Genomic DNA, 17,526 nt, shown 5'->3' on the forward strand with positions numbered 1-17,526 from the left:
TTCATTTTCCAAGCCGCTCCACACCTGCGGCTTCCTTGATGTCACACTTTGTATCACATCGTCCTGACCCGTAACTGAACCGGTCTGTCTACCTTTCGTTCATGTTGGAGGGGTGGAATATGAATGTGAACCCGAGGCTCGCTTGTGCGTTGGAGCGTCGATGATCGAAGACCTCTCCGCTGTTCGCGAGGACATTGTCAGCCGCCTCGGCGAGGCGGCCCGTAGCCGCCGCTCGGCCATGCATACGCCCGTCGTAGTGACTCCCGATGCAGATGCGAGGATCATGGTCCTGCGCGAATTCGACGCCGCGAGCTGGACCCTGCGCTTTCACACCGATGTGCGCTCACCCAAAGCTTCGGTCATCGGCAGCGGTGCGGACATGGCAGTGCTGTTCTACGATGCAGAAGCCAAGCTGCAGATCAGGTGCCGCGGGCGCGGCCATATCGAAAGCGACACGCCGCTTGCCGAGAAGGCATGGGCAGACAGCACAGCGTTCGCACGCCGGTGCTATCTTGGTGCGGGCCCGGGCGAGGAACGCGACGCGCCCTCGACCGGCCTGCCCGATTGGGCGGAGGGTGCGCAGCCGAGCGAGGAAGACCTCGTTCCTGCGCGCGAGAACTTTGGAATATTGCTGATCAGGGTCGAGACGGCCGACTGGTATTGCTTGTCGCACAAGGGACACCGCAGGGCGCTGATCACACCGTCGGACGGTCAATGGCTGACGCCCTGATGCGATAGATTCGTCCGCTCGAGTGGTGCTAGCTCTGGTGCACCGAATGCTGGTTGCGGCCGGCGCGCTTGGCTTCGTAGAGCGCCCTGTCGGCAGCGCGCATGAGGTCGCGTTCGTCCCAGCCGGTCGCAAGTTCCGCCACGCCGATACTCAGGGTAATTTCGACCGGTTCTTCCCAGTCGGCGGCAAGGATGCGTTCCTTGATGGCTTCGCAGCGGACGCCCAGATCGCCAGCGCGCCGGCGCGGGAAAACGAACAGGAATTCCTCTCCGCCGATACGTCCGACAGTGTCGCTGTCCTTCGCCTCGTCGCACAGGATATCGGCGACTTGCTTGATAACCTTGTCGCCGACGCCGTGACCGAATTCGTCGTTCACGCGCTTGAAGTGATCGATGTCGATCATCGCGACCGACAGCGCTTCGCCGGTGATTTCCGATGCGTCCATCGCTTCTGCGAGGTTGGCGAGGATGCAGCGGCGGTTCGGCATGCCGGTAAGCGGATCGGTCTCTGCCAGATTGCGCACTTCGGCAGCCTCGCGTTCGGCGCGGGCACGGGCGGCCTCGAGCTGGCGCATGGTCTCGGCCCTCTCGCTCACATCCATGATCGTGCCGAAGAGCGCTACGACGCGCCCCTTCGCATCCGCCTCGGCTTCGCCGCGACAGTCGATATGGACGATCTCGCCGCTGGTGCGCCGGATGCGTGCTTCGAAAGCGAAGGGCAATGCGTGGCTTGTCGCTTCGACGATGAAGGAACGAACGCGGGCGCGGTCGTCTTCGTGGTGCAGGTCGAACCAGTCCTCTAGGTTGGGCTGGGCATCCTCGTCATAGCCGCAGATGCGCAGGGCCTCGCGCGACCAGCGGGCCGAATTGTCGAGCGGGCTGAAACGCCAATGCCCGACCTTGGCGGTTCGCTCTGCAGTCTCCAGGAGGCTGGCGGTTTCCGCGATTTCCGCAAGATCGCGTCCGCGCTGGGCGAGCAGGAAGGCGAGCGGCATCGAGGAAATGAGCAGCGCCACGAGGTAGAGCTGGAAGAAGAGGACCTGCGTCTCGGTAACCGGGAAGAAGCGCGAGACCGGCCCCGTGCCCGCAGCGGTCAGCAGCGAGCCGATGGTCGCTATGATGACCAGCGCTGCCGCCGCGCCGCTCAGACCGAGCGTCGCAGTAGCAATCGCCATGGCCATGACCGGCAGGAACAGCAGCGGGATATCGGCCTGTCCGAAGGCAGCGATGCTGAGGATCGCCACCACCATGACGGTCCAGAGCGCACGCAGCGATACCAGGTTGCGGTGTCCATGCGGGTCTTGTGCAACGAACAGGATCACCGGCGTTACGATCAGCATGCCAAGCGTCACCGTGCTCATCCATGAGCTCAGGAACGCGAGGGTGAGGTTGCCCGACAGGACGCCTGCCATCAGTGCGCTGAAGGAACCTGCAAGTATCGCCGCTGCGCCGAAGCGCGCCATGTTCCACGGCTTCGACAGCATCATGTTGGTGCGCGCCCGTCCGCCCATCAGCGCGAATACCAGATAGCCTTCGAGAAGGTTTGCGATGGTGTAGCCGACGGTGGCGAAGAAGCCCGAGCCTGCCCAGAGGTTCGCCGCCATGCTTGCAGCGGCAATCCAGCCGGCGGTCATCGCGCGGCGGCGCGGTCCGAAATGGAGGAGGGCGGCAACGAAGATACCGCTGGAGGGCCAGACCGCGGCAATGCCGTCGGCACCCTGCGTCAGGTCCAGCGCGACGAAAGCGCAGACCAGCCAGGCGATGCCATAGAGCATCGGCAAGCCGAAATAGGCCGGACCGCGACTACCGTTCACCTGATGAATAACCCCCATGTTGACCCCTATGGACCAGGGGTTCTGACTTTCGCCTTAACAAATGATGCAGTGCACCACTAGCGAGTAACCACGATCACCATGATTGCTCTTGCCGAACGCAATTACTGCAATCTTGCGACAGTTCTACGACAGGGGGTCAAGTAAGGCGCGAGTGGCGGACGATCACTTTTCTTGCGGCAGTATATGCCGGGTGTAATCGTCCGCCGGAACCAGGTCAGGCAGCTTGCTTGATGTCGCGCAGGGTCAGTTCGAAGGTCACGTCCTCGCCAGCGAGCGGGTGGTTGCCGTCGACCTTCACGGCTTCATCGCCGACTTCGAGAATGATGAGCGTCATCGGCTGGCCGTCGGGGGACTGGGCCTGCAGCGCCATGCCGGGCTGCGGGGCGGGTTCGGGCGGCAGGTTGGCGCGCGGGATGTCGATCACCAGCTCCTCGCGGCGCGGGCCGAAGGCATTGTCGCTCTCGATGGCGACCGTCGCGCTCTGGCCGACTTCGAGGCCGGTGAGCGCCTCCTCGATCTGCGGGAAGATCTGCCCGCTGCCGAGCTGGAGGTCCTGAGGACCGGTCTGCGCGGTAGTGCCGACTTCCTCTCCGTCGCCCCGCTTGAGGACGTAGTCGATGGTCACGGTGTCACCGTTCTTGGGAGTGGTCATGGTATTCCTTTTCGGAGAATTCGATTGGTGGGGCAGATGGGCCCCGGGGAACGCGGCAGCATGCCGTGCGTCTTCACAACAGAGTCTCGCAACCCACCGGTAGCGAGTCAACCGAAGTGGGCGATGGGGCCACAACAAGGGGGCTAATTGAAATGACAGGCTGGAAGAAGGCCGCGATCTGGGCGCTGCGCGGCGTATCCGTGCTGCTGGTGGCGGGATCGCTGCTCAGCACTACCGATCTCAACCAGTGGTGGATCCGCATATGGGACTTCCCGCGCATCCAGATCCTGGTCGCGATGATCCTATGCCTTGCTGCGCTCGCCAAGTTCGACCGCGGCTGGCGGCCGTGGCTCCCGCTGGCGCTCGCCGCCTTCGCGATCTGGCAGGCATACCGCGTGCTTCCCTACACCCCGCTTGCAGGCACCGAGGTCGCGCGCGTGGCCGAGCAGCAGACCGATCGCACCGGCTGCTTCACCGCGCTCACATTGAACGTACTGCAGGATAACCGCGAATATGGCCGCACGATCGATCTCATCGAGCGGCTCGATCCCGATATCGTCCTTCTGATGGAAACCGACCAAGCCTGGGCCGATGCCGTCGCGCCCGCGCTGGCGAGATACCCCGGACGGATCGACCGACCGCTCGACAACACCTACGGCATCATGTTCGCCTCGAAGCTGCCGATGACGAATGCCTCGATCCAGGACCTCGCGCAGAAGGACACGCCCTCGGTCTTCGCGACGCTTTCGGTCGGCGGGCACGACTTCCGCATGATCGCCCTCCATCCGCGCCCGCCCGTGCCCGACCAGGACACCGAAGAACGCGATGCCGAGATCGTCATGGCCGCCAAGAAGGCGCAGGACCTCGCGCTGCCGGTGCTCGCGATCGGCGATTTCAACGATGTCGCTTGGTCCGACACGACGCGCCTGTTCAAGGATATCGGCGGCTTTCTCGACCCGCGTCGCGGCCGCGGGACCTATGCGACCTTCCCGGCGGGCATGGTGTGGCTTGGCTGGCCGCTCGACCACCTGTTCATGACCGAAGAATTCCTCTTCTCCGAAATGCGCGTTGGCGAGAGCGTCGGCTCCGACCACCGCCCGGTCATCGCCCGCCTGTGCCTCGACCCCGAACGCGCGAAGGCGCGCAACGAGGAAGCCGAAGCGCCCGACGAGGACGACGAGGAAGAGGCGGGCGAGGTGATGGAGGAATTCGAAGAGGACACGGCGAAAGATGCCGTGGAGGGTGAGGCGGGATAAAGAAAAAGGGCCGCGCCAGCTAGCGCGACCCTCTCGTCTCCGGCGCTGGAATTAGCGCGTCAGCTTCTTGTACGCCAAACGGGTCGGACGATCCGCAGCATCGCCGAGGCGGCGGCGCTTGTCTTCTTCGTAGGCTTCGAAGTTGCCCTCGAACCATTCGACGTGGCTGTCGCCCTCGAAGGCGAGGATGTGCGTTGCCAGACGGTCGAGGAAGAAGCGGTCGTGCGAGATGACCACGGCGCAGCCGGCGAAGTTCTCGATCGCCTCTTCCAGCGCGCCCAGCGTTTCCACGTCGAGGTCGTTGGTCGGTTCGTCGAGCAGCAGGACGTTGCCGCCCTCCTTCAGCATCTTGGCCATGTGGACGCGGTTGCGTTCACCGCCCGAGAGCTTGCCGACGTTCTTCTGCTGGTCCGCGCCCTTGAAATTGAACGCGCCGACATAGGCGCGGGTCGAGGTGTCGTGGCCGTTGACCTTCATGTAGTCGAGGCCGTCCGAAATCTCTTCCCAGACGTTGTTCTTCGGGTTCAGGTGATCGCGGCTCTGGTCGACATAGCCGAGGTGGACGGTCGAGCCGATTTCCACCGTACCGCTGTCGGGTTCTTCCTTGCCGGTCAGGATCTTGAACAGCGTGGACTTGCCCGCGCCGTTCGGACCGATCACGCCGACGATGCCGCCCGGGGGCAGCATGAAGGAGAGATTTTCGAACAGCAGCTTGTCGCCATAGGCCTTGGAGATGTTCTTGGCCTCGATGACCTTGCCGCCAAGGCGCTCGGGCACCTGGATGACGATCTGCGCCTTGCCGGGCTTGCGGTCCTTCTGGCTCTCCTGCAGTTCCTCGAACTTGCGGATACGCGCCTTTGACTTGGTCTGGCGTGCGCTGGGCGTCTGCCGGATCCATTCGAGTTCGCGTGACAGGGCCTTCGAACGGCCGCTTTCCTCGCGTGCTTCCTGCTCGAGGCGCTTTGCCTTCTTTTCCAGGTAGGTCGAGTAGTTGCCCTCGTACGGGTAGTAGCTGCCGCGGTCGAGTTCGAGGATCCATTCCACCACATTGTCGAGGAAGTAGCGATCGTGGGTGATCATCAGCACCGCACCTGCATAATCCTTGAGGTGGTTTTCGAGCCACTGGACGCTCTCTGCGTCGAGGTGGTTGGTCGGTTCGTCCAGCAGCAGGATCGACGGCTTCTGGATCAGCAGGCGGGTGAGCGCGACGCGGCGCTTCTCACCGCCCGAAAGATCAGTGACGGGCCAGTCGCCCGGAGGGCAACGCAGTGCTTCCATCGCGACTTCGAGCTGGTTGTCCAGCGTCCAGCCGTCGACCGCGTCGATCTTGTCCTGCAGCTCGGCCATCTCGGTGCTGAGCGCATCGAAATCGGCGCCTTCCTCGGCCATTTCCATGCCGATCGCGTTGAAGCGTTCGACCATGTCGGCGATCTCGCGCGCGCCGTCCTTGACGTTCTCGAGCACGGTCTTGCTCTCGTCGAGCTCGGGCTCCTGCTCGAGATAGCCGACGGTGATGTTCTCGCCCGGCCATGCTTCGCCGGTGAAATCCTTGTCGATGCCGGCCATGATCTTGATCAGCGTCGACTTGCCCGCGCCGTTCGGACCCACGATGCCGATCTTGGCACCCTGGTAGAACTGCAGGTTGATGTTGCTGAGCACCGGCTTCTGGGCACCGGGGAAAGTCTTGGTCATGTCCTTCATGACGAAGGCGTATTGCGCGGCCATCGGGCGAATCCTTGAATCGATCTTGCGAGAATGGGAGAGTTGGTGGGGCAGATAGTGGCACGGTGCCCTCGGGGCAAGGTGGCACTGGCATTTGGCACACGGCTCGCCTAGGCGAATTTCACAATGAGCGAGAAGCCGGGTCAGTCAGGAAAATTGCCGCAGGTCGCGATCCTGTTTTCGCAGTTCGCGGCCTATCACGTCGACCGCGTGGAAGCGGCCGCGCGAAGGCTGGCGGGGCGCGCCGAGGTGCTTGCTGTCGAATATGCCACCACCAGCGCGACTTATGCTTGGGAGCCTGCCGAGGGCATCGAGCATGCACGGCACATCACGCTGTTTCCCGGCAAGAGCTATGACGAGGTCGGCCACCTCGCGCGCTACCGCGCCGCGATGAAGGCTCTGCGCGGCGCGGACATGGTATGCGTTGGCGTCCCTTACTCGGAACGCGACATCATCGCGCTCTCGTGGCGGCTGGCTGCCACGGGCAAGCGCATGGTCATGATGACCGAGAGCAAGTTCGACGATTTTCCCCGTGTACTGGCACGCGAGGCGGCGAAGGCGAGGGTGCTCTCGCCCTACAAGGCGGCCATCGTTGGCGGTCTGAGGCAGCGCGATTATCTGAGGTTCCTGGGCTTCGGGGACAAGCCGATACTGCCGGGCTACGATACGGTCGGCCTCGACCGTATCCGCGAGCAGGGCGGCGGCGAGGCGGTGCGCTTCGAGGATCGCGATTTCCTCTTCGTCGGGCGTTTCGTGGAAAAGAAGAACCTTTCGGCGCTGCTGGCCGGATATGCACGTTACCGCGAGCTGGCGGGCGATGCGGCACGCGGTCTCGTTCTGGCCGGCGACGGAGAGCTCGCCGACGATCTGAAGGCACAAGCGGGCGAAGGGGTCGAGTTCACAGGCTTCCTGCGCGCGGAGGACGTGTCGAAGCGGCTGGCCCGCGCATTGGCGCTGTGCCTCGTCAGCACGGAAGAGCAGTGGGGCCTGGTGGTGAACGAGGCGGCTGCGTTTGGCGTGCCTGCGATCGTAAGTCATGCCGTCGGTTCGCGCGACGCGCTCGTGCGCAATGCGGTCACCGGCTATGTCGTGGAGCCGCAGTCGGTCGAAAGCATCGCGCGCTCGATGCTGGCGCTTTCGCAGAGCGAGCTTGCGTGGCAACGCTATTCCGAGGCGACTGCAGAGCGCGCGCCGCTAGGCGATACCGAGCGCTTCGCCGATGCGGTCGAGGCGCTGTTCGACCCGGCGAGCGAAGGCGCCGCGCGCGCGCAGCAATTCTGGCAGGAGATTTCCGAGACATGAGTGAAGCGAAACCCGGCGCCCTGGCGCGTTATTCGCTGACCAAGCGCGTGCTGGTGACGGGCGGGGCGGGCTTCCTCGGCTCGCACCTTTGTGACCGGCTGATCGCTGACGGACATGAAGTCTTATGCGTCGATAACTTCTTCACCGGCGCGCGGGCGAACATCGCTCACCTGCTCGGCCATGAACGGTTCGAGCTGCTGCGCCATGACATCACCATGCCGCTGTCGGTCGAAGTGGACGAGATATACAATTTCGCCTGCCCGGCATCGCCGATCCACTACCAGTTCGACCCGGTCCAGACGACCAAGACCAGCGTGATCGGTGCGATCAACATGCTCGGCCTTGCGAAGCGCCTGCGCGTGCCGATCCTGCAGGCCTCGACCAGCGAGGTCTATGGCGACCCGGAAATCCATCCGCAGACCGAGGACTATTGGGGCAACGTCAATCCGATCGGCCCGCGTTCCTGCTATGACGAGGGCAAGCGCTGCGCGGAGACGCTGTTCTTCGACTATCGCCGCCAGCACGACCTGCCGATCAAGGTGGTGCGCATCTTCAACACCTACGGCCCGCGCATGCACCCCAATGACGGTCGCGTGGTTTCGAACTTTATCTTGCAGGCGCTGCGGGGCGAGGACATCACCATTTTCGGCGACGGCGAGCAGACGCGCAGCTTCTGCTATGTCGACGACCTGATCGATGGCTGCGTGCGGATGATGGGCACCGATGCCGACACTACCGGCCCGGTTAATATCGGCAACGAGGGCGAATATTCGATGCTCGAACTGGCCCAGACCGTGCTCGACATTGTCGGCGGCAAGTCGAAGCTGGTGCACAAGCCGCTGCCGCAGGACGACCCGCGTCGCCGTCGACCCGATACCTCGCTGGCACGCGAAATGCTCGGCTGGGAAGCGACCACGAAACTGCGCGACGGCCTCGCGAAGACGATCGCCTATTTCGAGGAAAGCGGACACGCGAAGGCCGATTGAGGCTTGGCATCGCCGCTGGCGCTGTTAGCAAGCCGCGCCATGAACAAGTCGCTTCTCGCGCTCGCCGCGCTCTCGCTCTCCGTTCCCGCTCATGCCGATCGCGCCGATGACGCGCTGACAGGCGATACGCTCGCCTGGGACTTCGTCGAAGGGATCACCACCGAGGTCGGCCCGCGCATGCCGGGCACCGAGCAGGAAGCACGCGGCCGGGTATGGGCAATGGACTGGCTGCGCGCCAACGGCTTCGCAAATGTTGCCGACGAGCCCTTCGACATGCCGACCTGGGTGCGCGGGATCGAGACCGCCGAAGTGACCGCGCCTTTCGCGCAGCCGATGGCGATCACCTCGCTCTCGACGACCACCTCGACCGGCCCCGAAGGGATCGAGGCCGAAGTCGTCTATTTCCCGAGCTATGCCGATCTCGTCGCGGCTGAGGAAGGTAGCCTCGATGGCAAGATCGCCTTCGTGAGCCACGACATGCGGGCAGCGCAGGACGGCTCGCACTATGGCTTTGCAGGCCCGGCGCGCTGGACGGCGCCTTCGCTTGCCTCGAGCAAGGGCGCTCTGGCCACCGTCATCCGTTCGGTCGGTACCGACAGCCACCGCGTGCCGCACACCGGTACCACCACCTTCGCCGAGGGCGTAACGCCCACGCCGGCAGGCGCGCTCTCCAATCCCGACGCCGACAATCTCGAGCGCATGTTCGAGCGCGCCGACGGCACGCCGATCCGCATGAAACTGGTCATGACCCCGCGCGATCTCGGCATGACGCGCAGCGGCAATGTCGTGGGCGAAATCGTCGGCCGCGATCCCTCGCTGCCGCCGGTCCTCCTTGCCTGCCACCTCGACAGCTGGGACTTGGGAACCGGTGCGATTGACGACGGCGCGGGTTGCGGCATCATCGCGGCGGCGGCCAAGCATGTCGCCGCCGAAGGCCAGCCGCTGCGCACGATCCGCCTCCTGTTCGCAGGAGCAGAGGAAACGGGCCTGTGGGGCTCGAAGGCCTATGCCGAGGCCCATCTGGACGAGCCGGTCTATGTCGGTCTTGAGAGCGATTTCGGTGCCGACCGCATCTGGCGCCTCGAAAGCAACTTCACCTCCAGCGATCCGGCGCTTTACCGCGAGCTGGCCGCTGCAGTCGGCCGCTTCGGCGTCGCGCCCAGCGGTATCACTGCCAGCGGCGGTGCCGACCTCAACCTCGTGCGCGAGCAGGGCGGTCCGCTGATCGACCTGCAGCAGGACGGAACGCGATACTTCGACCTGCATCACACCGCCGACGACACGCTCGACAAGATCGACCCTGTCCAGCTGCGCCAGAATGTCGCTGTCTGGACTGCAGTTGTCGGCGTGCTTGCCAATCGCGCAGAGCCGATCTCGATGCCCGACGCACTTTAGGAAGGTCTCAATTGTGACCAGTTTGCAATAGGTTCGACATTTTTCGGACAGAACTTGTAAGAACGCGTCACCCTAAGTACCCGTTAACCTTCTATGCCTAACAGGGGGCAAGGAGGTTCGGGGCGGAACCATGAGAGAACAGATTATCGGCTTGATTACGCCTACGATGGCGGTGGTCTTTATCCTCGTGTTCCTTGTGATGTGGAACCGCGGGAAGATGGGCAATTACGTGCTCGCTTTCGCCGCGTCCTACCTGTTTTTCTGCATCGGTTTTGCTGCCACGCACCTGCTCGACACGAGCACCCTCTACATCTTCCACGTAACCCAGTTCTTCTACACGCTATCGACTGTCAGCGCGCTGTGGGGCCTCGCGACGCGCGTAGGCCAGCCGCCCTATCTGGGAGTGCACCTGACCATATACGGCCTGTCCGCGGCTACGCTGGCTATCGCCGTGGTCATGTCGTCCGACATCGCGCCGCGCCTGATCATCGTGAACACCGGCTATGGTGCCATGTACCTCATCGGCGTTATGACCTTGCTGGGTGCGCACCAGCGTGAGGCGATCGACAAGCTGATCATTGCTGCCCAAGCCCTGCTTGCAGCCCAGTTCCTTATCCGCCCGGTGCTGACCCTGTTGGTGGAATCTTCGATTGCCGCGGATGCCTATCGGGAATCGATCTACTACTCGGTCGTGAACCTGTCGCTTTCGCTGATCTCGCTGGTCGCGGCGATGGTTCTCGTCGGTGCCTGCGTCTACGACCAGATCAAGGCCGTGCGCGAGCGCGCCGAAAGGGACATGCTCACCGGCCTGAGGACACGCCGCGCTTTCGAGCAGGACGTCGTCGCCCAGATCGAGAAGGCGAAGATCGAAGGTATTCCCGTCTCGCTCGTTGTGGCGGATATCGATCACTTCAAGTCGGTCAACGACGTCTGGGGTCATCAGGTCGGCGACAAGGCAATCGCCGCTTTCGGCCACGTCATCGAAGATACTATCCGCGATACGGACCTCGCCGGCAGGATCGGTGGTGAGGAGTTCTGTGTCCTTGCCTGGAACTGCGATGGGGAAGCCGCGGTCGCCATGGCCGAACGTATCCGCAAGCGCCTTGGCGCGACGCAGGTCGAAGGCATGCCGGACGATCACCGCCTGACCGCCAGCTTCGGCGTGGCCGGCCGGAAGGAAGGCGAAGGCTACGGCAAGCTGTTCGCTCGCACCGATGCGGCGCTTTACAAGGCGAAGCAGGAAGGGCGGAACCGGACACTGGCCGATGGTGAGGACAAGGGCCGAAGCGCCAGTGTGACCCAGCTCGTGCCGAACACGTCGGACCTGCGCGCGAAAGCCTGATCGCGCTCTCGCAGCTACCTTCCAGACCTGCCTAGATGCGCGACAGCAGTCGCGGCATAAAAACGATTTGCAGCGCGGCCCTGGCAAGGAGGAATGCCGTGAAGGAGAGCCACAATCCATGGCTCCCCAGCGGCCAGCTCAGCCAGAGACATAGCGCATAGATCGCAAAGGCACCGACCATCGTCATCAACAATGCGCGCGTCCAGCTTGCGCCGACGAAGACCCCGTCGAGCACGAAACCGGCAACGCCGGCAAAGGGGATGACGATCAGCCAGACCCCGAGCGCCTGTGCCGCCTCGCGGACGGCCGGCGTCGCTGCAAAACTTGCGAGGATCGGATCGGCCAGGATCGCAAAGGCAATCGCGACAAGGGCTGCGGCCGCCATGCCGCGCAGCATGATCGCGCGCACATAGGCCGAGAAGCCCGCGCGGTCGCTTGCACCGGCACGCTCGCCATTGAGGACCTGCGCTGCGTTCTCGAATCCGTCGAGCAGCAGCGCGGTGAAAACGAATAGCTGGTAGATGATGCCGTTCGCCGCCAGCACGACCGCGCCGCGCTCTGCCGAGAGGCGAGTGAGGCCGGCCAGCGCGATCATCAGGACCACCGTGCGCAAGAAGAGGTCGCGATTGACCGAGAGGAAGGGGCGCAGTTCGGAAAGGCGAGCGATACCGCCTTCGCGTGCGCGCTTCAGGATCGTCGCACCGCTCGCCCCGCCAAGCAGCAGCGCGGCGACGGCAACGAGCTTCGCGTATTCGGCGATGAAGCTCGACCAGCCGATCCCGGCAATGCCCCAGTCGAGGCCGAGTGTGAGCCACAGACCCAGTCCGACGTTGAGCAGATTGTAGGCGACCTCGAGCACCAGCACGGTGTTCATGCGCCGTTGGCCGACAAGGAAGCCTATGGCGGCGAAATTCGCCATGACCGCGGGCGCGCTCCAGTAACGAATGTCGGCATAGACTACGGCAGCAGCGCGCACTTCGTCCTCTGCGCCCAGGGCATCCAGCAGGAATGGCAGCAGCAGCGGTTTTGCGAGCAGGAGGATCGCCGCGATCGCGAGGCCCACGAGCAGTCCCCGTAGCAATACTGCCGCTTGCGCCTCACTGCCCGAACGTGTGCCTTCCTGTGCGACCAGCCCCGTGGTCCCGGTCTTGAGGAAGTTCATGACCGTGAAGAGGACGGCAAACAGCCGCGCGCCGATATCGACCGCGCCCTGTGTCGGTGCATCGCCCAGCCGGCCCACGATCCACATGTCGCCGATCCCGATAAGGGCCGTGGCGACATTGGTCACCATCGCGGGGAGCGCGATCGCCCAGATCACGCGGGTGTCGATGGGCCTGGAAGTGGAGGGGGAGGCGGCTGCGGTCAGGTCTCGCTCTCCTGCAATATCGTCGACGTGGTCGGGGAGACTGGATTCGAACCAGCGACCCCTTGTACCCAAAACAAGTGCGCTACCAGGCTGCGCCACTCCCCGACACGACGTCGACATTTACCGGACCCGCGGATTGGTAGGCCCGGCAGGACTCGAACCCGCGACCTAGCCGTTATGAGCGGCCAGCTCTAACCAACTGAGCTACGGGCCCCCGCCATCCGTCCGGCGAACCCGCCGCCTAGCGCCGCCGGTGCGAGAGGGCAAGCGGCGAGAAGCGGGTCATGCTCAACCCGATGCGTTTTCCGGGCTGGGTAGAATGTCCTGCAAGGTGAGGAGGGGGAGCGAGAGCACCAGCCGGTCGCCAATCCGCGTAAGATCGCCGCCAGCAACGCGCGCCTCGGCGCGGGCCAGCCGGAGCGAGAAACCCGCACCGAAGATTCCGGCGCTGACAGTGCTGCCGGAAGGACGCGTCTCTACCGCGAAAACGTTCTCCGCCTCGCGCAGGGCCGCTGGCAGGTCGGCCGCCAGCTCGATCTGCTCGGCTGCCGTGTCGAGGTGCAGCTTCACCGTCTCGCCTGCACCAGTTGCCCCCGCGAGAGTGGCAAGCAGGCGCCAGCAGAGCATCTCGGCTTCGGACTGTGCGAGTGCGAGCGGTGCGCGCGCCTCACCGAGCGAGGCATCGAACCGCGCGACGCGCGGGCTGAGCACGGTCTGAAGCTGCATCACCTGGCGGCGTGCGATGGCGGCGAAATCGGCCTCGCCAGCTTCGAGGTCGAGCGCGCCGACCTCGAGCTTCGCAAGGCGATCGAGTTCGTCGAAGCCTGCAAGGATATGCGCCGAATCGCCCGCGATGGTCGCTGCGAGCGAGCGGTATTCGTGCGGGACCGGTCCGATCATCTGCTGCTGGATGATCTCGGCATATCCCTGCATCGCGTTGACCGGCGTGCGCAGCTCGTGGAGCAACTGTCGCAGGCGGTCCGCCTCGGCCTCGCGGCGATCGGTGACGTCGGAGACTGCGCGGCGGAAGCGGCCGACATAGCCGAAGAAGCGTCCCTCCCCGCGGGTGAAGCGCGGCGCGGCATCGACGATCCAGTCGCCCTCGATCCGCTCGGCACCGCGCAGGGTAAGGCGCAGTCCGCTTATCGGCTGGCGCCGCGAAATCGCCTGCTCGATAGCCTGCGAACCGAGCGAGGTGAGGTCGGTGCCGAGTATCATCGGCGCGATGCTCTCTTCCGCCCAGTCGACGCGGCCTGCGGAATCGGCACCGAAAAGGAAGTGATCCAGCGGCGGCAGGGGGCGCTCTTCCTCGCCCATCGGCAGGCGCGGTGCATCGGCGGTGTCCTTTTCGCCCGTGCGCGCCTTGCGGAAGCTCTCGATACGGTCGACCAGCGCACGAACGTCTTCCTTGCCCGGCGCCGGACGCGGCGTAGGTTCTTCCTCCGCAGAAGCGGGCGTTGGCGCAGGTGTCTCGTCCTCTTCGGGCGGCGCCAGCTCGTCCATGAGCTCGAGCGGCTCGGGCTCGGGAAGCGCGCGGTCCGATACGCCAAGCCGGTCGAGCACGCGCTCGGCCTCGGCAGGAAGGTCCTTGCGGTGACGCAGGAAACCACGGGCACGGATCGGCAGCTGCGGAATCAGTTCTGCCCATTCGACCGCAGTAAGCTGCGCGCGATAAAGCGCGGCGGCAGCGATCTGCGGATGCGCCTCGCCGAACCATTTGACCAGCTCCGGATTGCGGAAGCGCCAACCGCTCTCGCCGACGATTCGGGCTCGTTCGGCAACGGAAATCATCTCGCCGAGGGCAATCAGGCGCAGGTAGGCAGCGGCCTTCAGCGCCTTGTCGCCGGCCTGTGGACGCTCGCCCAGAAGGTCGATCAACTGCCGGAATTGTGTCTTCGCGGCACGCTCGCTGGCTGCGCGGATGCGCAGCACCGTGGCGAGGCGGTCGTCGAAGTGCATTCCAATATCGTCCTTTTCGGGCGGAAATTCGCAGGTTTATGCATGCCAGAGGCACATTCACCCTTGGACAATGGACATAGTTAAGTGCTGGTTGACCATCGCCTCGTTGTCATGCGTTGCAATGTGGGACAATTGCTGGCAAAGATAATAATGTTAGCCAATCGGTTGGTTGCGCCTTTTCAACATTTCTTGTGCGCCAGCAATCGCCGGAGGCAGTTCGCGCGATTGCGCTTGTTTTTGAGGAAGACAGAACGATGGCCAATCTCGACGATATCGATCGTCGGCTGCTCGCCGAACTCCAGGACGAGGGCAGAATTACGAATGTCGAGCTGGCCCATCGCGTCGGCCTGACCGCTCCCCCGTGTCTGCGCCGCGTGCGCGCGCTGGAGGAAGAAGGGGTAATTCGCGGTTATCACGCAGAGCTTGATCCGTCGAAACTTGGCTTCTCGATCACCGTCTTCGCCATGGTCAGCCTGAAGAGTCAGGCCGAGGACGCGCTGCGCGAATTCGAAGATGCGATGCGCGAGCTGCCCGAAGTGCGCGAAGTGCACATGCTCAACGGCGAGATCGACTTCATCATCAAGATCGTCAGCCGCGACCTGCAGAGCTTCCAGGAGTTCCTGACCAGCAAGCTCACGCCTGCGCCCAATGTGGCCAGCGTGAAGACTTCGCTGACGATTCGCACCAGCAAGAACGACCCGGGCGTCCCGCTTTGAGCGGGAGCATCAAGGGCCATTGCCTTTGCGGGGCGATCACCATCGAGCTGACCGACGCAAAGAACCACATCGAAATCTGTCAATGCGACATGTGCCGCCGCTGGTCGGGTGCGTTCTATACCGCGCTCGAGGGCGAGGGGGTTGCGATCACCGGCGAGGACAACGCGACCGTCTATCGCTCGAGCGACTGGGCGGAGCGCGGCTTCTGCTCGAAATGCGGCAGCAATCTGTGGTTCCGCTTCTTGCCGACCGGCAATCGCAGTTTCTCCGCCGGCCTGTTCGACGAGGCGGCCCGGTTGGATGTCGAGAAAGAGATTTTTGTCGACGAGGCCGCCGAATGGAGCCGCATCCAGGGCGACCACCCGCGGCTCACCGGTGAAGAGATCATCGCCGAGGCCAAGGCGGCCGGATTTACCTTCGACTGAGGTCAGAGTCCGGGGACTTGGGCTATAGCAACGGCCCGTGCTACCGGTTTGGCGAGTTGGAGAGAGGAGCCCCTATGAAAAAGCTGATCACCGCTGCTGCAGCAGGCACCATATTGCTGCTCACAGCAGCCTGCGGCGCGCCCGACGAGGTTGCGGAAGTCGAAGCCGAAGCGGCAACCGAAAGCGGCACCGAGGTCGATCCGGCAACCGAAGCCGAAACCGCCACGAGCGAAGCTGTCGCTGAAGACACCATCGTGATCTGCGATGAAGACGGCAATCGCTACGCGTCGGAAGAACAGGCGAAAGCCGCCGGTCTCGAAGAGGCGCAGTACGGCGCGACCTATTGCCAGTACTTCGAATAACGGCATCGGTCCGCGCCCCCGGGTGAGGACCGAGGTCACGATGAAACATCGGCAGCGCCGCACTGCGGCCTGCCGATGTTTGTTTTCACGGTTGTAAGCTAGCCCGAAAGGCCAGGCCGCCGGACCTTAGTCCTCGCGTTCCTTGAGCCACTCTTCGAGCCACTTGATCGAATAGTCGCCGCTCTTCACATCGTCCTGCTCGAGCAATGCCTGGTGGAGCGGGATCGAGGTCTTCACGCCTTCGACCACCATTTCCTCCAGCGCGCGCTTGAGGCGCATCATGCAGCCTTCGCGGTTGCGGCCGTAGACGATCAGCTTGGCGATCATGCTGTCGTAATAGGGCGGGATACGGTAGCCGGCGTAGAGACCGCTATCGACGCGCACATGCATGCCGCCAGCCGGGTGGTAATAGCTCACTTCACCGGGCGAGGGTGCGAAGGTGAACGGGTCCTCGGCGTTGATGCGACACTCGATCGCGTGGCCGTTGAACTCCAGCTCTTCCTGTTTGACCGAAAGCGGCTTGCCTGCGGCGATGCGGATCTGTTCGCGCACGAGGTCGACGCCGGTGATGGCTTCGGTCACGGGGTGCTCGACCTGCAGGCGGGTGTTCATCTCGATGAAGTAGAACTCGCCGTTCTCCCACAGGAACTCGATCGTACCCGCACCGCGATAGCCCATGTCGCGCATCGCCTTGGAGCAGATCTCGCCCATGCGCATGCGTTCTTCGTCGCTGATGACGGGGGAGGGCGCTTCTTCGAGCACCTTCTGGTGGCGGCGCTGGAGCGAACAGTCACGCTCGCCCAAATGGATCGCATTGCCGTTGCCGTCGCCGAAGACCTGGAATTCGATGTGGCGCGGATTGCCGAGATACTTCTCGATATAGACCGTGGCGTCACCGAAAGCGGCTTTCGCCTCGCTGCCCGCCTGCTGCATCAGCGTTTCGAGCTGGTCCTCGCTCTCGCAGACCTTCATGCCGCGGCCACCGCCGCCCGAAGCGGCCTTGATGATCACGGGATAGCCGATTTCGTCGGCGATCTTGCGTGCTTCGGAGACTTCCGAGACTGCACCGTCGCTGCCCGGGACCAGCGGGAGGCCGAGCTTGCCGGCGGTACGCTTCGCCTCGACCTTGTCGCCCATCGTGCGGATGTGTTCGGGCTTGGGCCCGATCCACTTGATGTCGTGCGCCTCGACGATCTCTGCGAACTTGGCATTCTCCGAAAGGAAGCCGTAGCCCGGGTGGATCGCATCGGCATGGCTGACTTCCGCAGCCGAGATGATGTTGGCGATGTTGAGATAGCTGTCGGCCGCCGCGGGCGGGCCGATGCACACGGCCTGGTCGGCAAGGCGGACATGCATCGCATCGGCGTCGGCAGTGGAGTGAACCGCTACCGTCTCGATGCCCATTTCATGCGCCGCGCGGTGGATGCGCAGCGCGATTTCGCCGCGGTTGGCGATGAGGATGCGCGAGATCGTCATGGC

At 63.9% G+C, this 17,526-nt stretch carries 15 protein-coding genes and 2 tRNA genes; 9 read left to right on the forward strand and 8 right to left on the reverse strand.

Annotation, left to right across the window (positions count from 1 at the left end):
* Window positions 1–160: 160 nt before the first annotated feature.
* Complete coding sequence (locus tag K3163_RS05220; protein WP_247712465.1) at window positions 161–730, forward strand: PNPOx family protein; 570 nt, start codon at window positions 161–163, stop codon at window positions 728–730.
* 28 nt (window positions 731–758) lie between these two features.
* On the opposite strand, the gene K3163_RS05225 is transcribed toward K3163_RS05220, so the two are convergent.
* The gene (locus tag K3163_RS05225; protein WP_221553304.1) at window positions 759–2,561 is read right to left on the reverse strand and encodes a sensor domain-containing diguanylate cyclase; all 1,803 of its coding nucleotides are present in this window, start codon (window positions 2,559–2,561) and stop codon (window positions 759–761) included.
* Window positions 2,562–2,778: 217 nt separating this feature from the next.
* Window positions 2,779–3,216: an FKBP-type peptidyl-prolyl cis-trans isomerase gene (locus K3163_RS05230; RefSeq protein ID WP_221553306.1), complete on the reverse strand. Its 438-nt coding sequence runs from the start codon at window positions 3,214–3,216 to the stop codon at window positions 2,779–2,781.
* A gap of 152 nt (window positions 3,217–3,368) precedes the next feature.
* Between K3163_RS05230 and K3163_RS05235 the strand changes: the two genes are divergently transcribed.
* On the forward strand, window positions 3,369–4,472 hold the full coding sequence (locus K3163_RS05235; RefSeq protein ID WP_221553308.1) for an endonuclease/exonuclease/phosphatase family protein: 1,104 nt from the start codon (window positions 3,369–3,371) through the stop codon (window positions 4,470–4,472).
* 51 nt (window positions 4,473–4,523) lie between these two features.
* On the opposite strand, the gene ettA is transcribed toward K3163_RS05235, so the two are convergent.
* Window positions 4,524–6,197 carry an energy-dependent translational throttle protein EttA gene (ettA, locus tag K3163_RS05240; protein WP_221428875.1) on the reverse strand — a complete coding sequence of 558 codons (1,674 nt, stop codon included), beginning with the start codon at window positions 6,195–6,197 and terminating at the stop codon, window positions 4,524–4,526.
* A 123-nt stretch (window positions 6,198–6,320) separates the two neighbouring features.
* Between ettA and K3163_RS05245 the strand changes: the two genes are divergently transcribed.
* The 4 genes from K3163_RS05245 (at window position 6,321) to K3163_RS05260 (ending at window position 11,219) form a co-directional block, all read left to right on the forward strand.
* On the forward strand, window positions 6,321–7,496 hold the full coding sequence (locus K3163_RS05245) for a glycosyltransferase (protein ID WP_221553310.1): 1,176 nt from the start codon (window positions 6,321–6,323) through the stop codon (window positions 7,494–7,496).
* Entirely contained in the window at window positions 7,493–8,482 is a 990-nt protein-coding gene (locus K3163_RS05250) for a UDP-glucuronic acid decarboxylase family protein (protein WP_221428873.1), read from the forward strand. Before K3163_RS05245 ends, K3163_RS05250 begins: the two co-directional genes overlap by 4 nt.
* Before the next feature lie 39 nt (window positions 8,483–8,521).
* Complete coding sequence (locus K3163_RS05255) at window positions 8,522–9,877, forward strand: M20/M25/M40 family metallo-hydrolase (protein WP_221553319.1); 1,356 nt, start codon at window positions 8,522–8,524, stop codon at window positions 9,875–9,877.
* A gap of 130 nt (window positions 9,878–10,007) precedes the next feature.
* The gene (locus K3163_RS05260) at window positions 10,008–11,219 is read left to right on the forward strand and encodes a GGDEF domain-containing protein (protein WP_221553321.1); all 1,212 of its coding nucleotides are present in this window, start codon (window positions 10,008–10,010) and stop codon (window positions 11,217–11,219) included.
* Between the two features lie 31 nt (window positions 11,220–11,250).
* Here the strand turns inward: K3163_RS05260 and K3163_RS05265 are convergent, their stop codons facing one another.
* The 4 genes from K3163_RS05265 to K3163_RS05280 all read right to left on the reverse strand — a co-directional run bounded on the left by K3163_RS05265 (window position 11,251) and on the right by K3163_RS05280 (window position 14,544).
* On the reverse strand, window positions 11,251–12,537 hold the full coding sequence (locus K3163_RS05265) for an MATE family efflux transporter (RefSeq protein WP_221553323.1): 1,287 nt from the start codon (window positions 12,535–12,537) through the stop codon (window positions 11,251–11,253).
* A 76-nt stretch (window positions 12,538–12,613) separates the two neighbouring features.
* Window positions 12,614–12,690: transfer RNA gene (locus K3163_RS05270), tRNA-Pro, on the reverse strand.
* A gap of 32 nt (window positions 12,691–12,722) precedes the next feature.
* Window positions 12,723–12,799: transfer RNA gene (locus tag K3163_RS05275), tRNA-Ile, on the reverse strand.
* Window positions 12,800–12,873: 74 nt separating this feature from the next.
* Window positions 12,874–14,544: a sensor histidine kinase gene (locus K3163_RS05280; protein WP_221553325.1), complete on the reverse strand. Its 1,671-nt coding sequence runs from the start codon at window positions 14,542–14,544 to the stop codon at window positions 12,874–12,876.
* Window positions 14,545–14,798: 254 nt separating this feature from the next.
* On the opposite strand from K3163_RS05280, the gene K3163_RS05285 reads away from it, so the two are divergent.
* The 3 genes from K3163_RS05285 (at window position 14,799) to K3163_RS05295 (ending at window position 16,047) form a co-directional block, all read left to right on the forward strand.
* On the forward strand, window positions 14,799–15,260 hold the full coding sequence (locus K3163_RS05285; protein WP_221553327.1) for an Lrp/AsnC family transcriptional regulator: 462 nt from the start codon (window positions 14,799–14,801) through the stop codon (window positions 15,258–15,260).
* Window positions 15,257–15,685: a GFA family protein gene (locus K3163_RS05290; protein WP_221553329.1), complete on the forward strand. Its 429-nt coding sequence runs from the start codon at window positions 15,257–15,259 to the stop codon at window positions 15,683–15,685. Before K3163_RS05285 ends, K3163_RS05290 begins: the two co-directional genes overlap by 4 nt.
* A 74-nt stretch (window positions 15,686–15,759) precedes the next feature.
* A complete protein-coding gene (locus K3163_RS05295; RefSeq protein WP_221553331.1) occupies window positions 15,760–16,047 on the forward strand; it encodes a hypothetical protein in 288 nt (95 codons plus the stop codon).
* Window positions 16,048–16,173: 126 nt separating this feature from the next.
* Here the strand turns inward: K3163_RS05295 and accC are convergent, their stop codons facing one another.
* The gene (gene accC, locus K3163_RS05300; RefSeq protein WP_221428865.1) at window positions 16,174–17,523 is read right to left on the reverse strand and encodes an acetyl-CoA carboxylase biotin carboxylase subunit; all 1,350 of its coding nucleotides are present in this window, start codon (window positions 17,521–17,523) and stop codon (window positions 16,174–16,176) included.
* Window positions 17,524–17,526 lie beyond the last annotated feature (3 nt).

Source organism: Qipengyuania xiapuensis (assembly GCF_019711395.1).
Taxonomy (GTDB): domain Bacteria; phylum Pseudomonadota; class Alphaproteobacteria; order Sphingomonadales; family Sphingomonadaceae; genus Qipengyuania; species Qipengyuania xiapuensis.

Coding starts and splice junctions, on each gene's coding strand:
- ettA (WP_221428875.1), bottom strand. CDS start 6,197: ATGGCCGCGCAATACGCCTTCGTCATGAAGGACATGACCAAGACTTTC.
- K3163_RS05285 (WP_221553327.1), top strand. CDS start 14,799: ATGGCCAATCTCGACGATATCGATCGTCGGCTGCTCGCCGAACTCCAG.
- K3163_RS05295 (WP_221553331.1), top strand. CDS start 15,760: ATGAAAAAGCTGATCACCGCTGCTGCAGCAGGCACCATATTGCTGCTC.
- K3163_RS05280 (WP_221553325.1), bottom strand. CDS start 14,544: ATGCACTTCGACGACCGCCTCGCCACGGTGCTGCGCATCCGCGCAGCC.
- accC (WP_221428865.1), bottom strand. CDS start 17,523: ATGACGATCTCGCGCATCCTCATCGCCAACCGCGGCGAAATCGCGCTG.
- K3163_RS05225 (WP_221553304.1), bottom strand. CDS start 2,561: ATGGGGGTTATTCATCAGGTGAACGGTAGTCGCGGTCCGGCCTATTTC.
- K3163_RS05235 (WP_221553308.1), top strand. CDS start 3,369: ATGACAGGCTGGAAGAAGGCCGCGATCTGGGCGCTGCGCGGCGTATCC.
- K3163_RS05220 (WP_247712465.1), top strand. CDS start 161: ATGATCGAAGACCTCTCCGCTGTTCGCGAGGACATTGTCAGCCGCCTC.
- K3163_RS05230 (WP_221553306.1), bottom strand. CDS start 3,216: ATGACCACTCCCAAGAACGGTGACACCGTGACCATCGACTACGTCCTC.
- K3163_RS05260 (WP_221553321.1), top strand. CDS start 10,008: ATGAGAGAACAGATTATCGGCTTGATTACGCCTACGATGGCGGTGGTC.
- K3163_RS05245 (WP_221553310.1), top strand. CDS start 6,321: ATGAGCGAGAAGCCGGGTCAGTCAGGAAAATTGCCGCAGGTCGCGATC.
- K3163_RS05250 (WP_221428873.1), top strand. CDS start 7,493: ATGAGTGAAGCGAAACCCGGCGCCCTGGCGCGTTATTCGCTGACCAAG.
- K3163_RS05255 (WP_221553319.1), top strand. CDS start 8,522: ATGAACAAGTCGCTTCTCGCGCTCGCCGCGCTCTCGCTCTCCGTTCCC.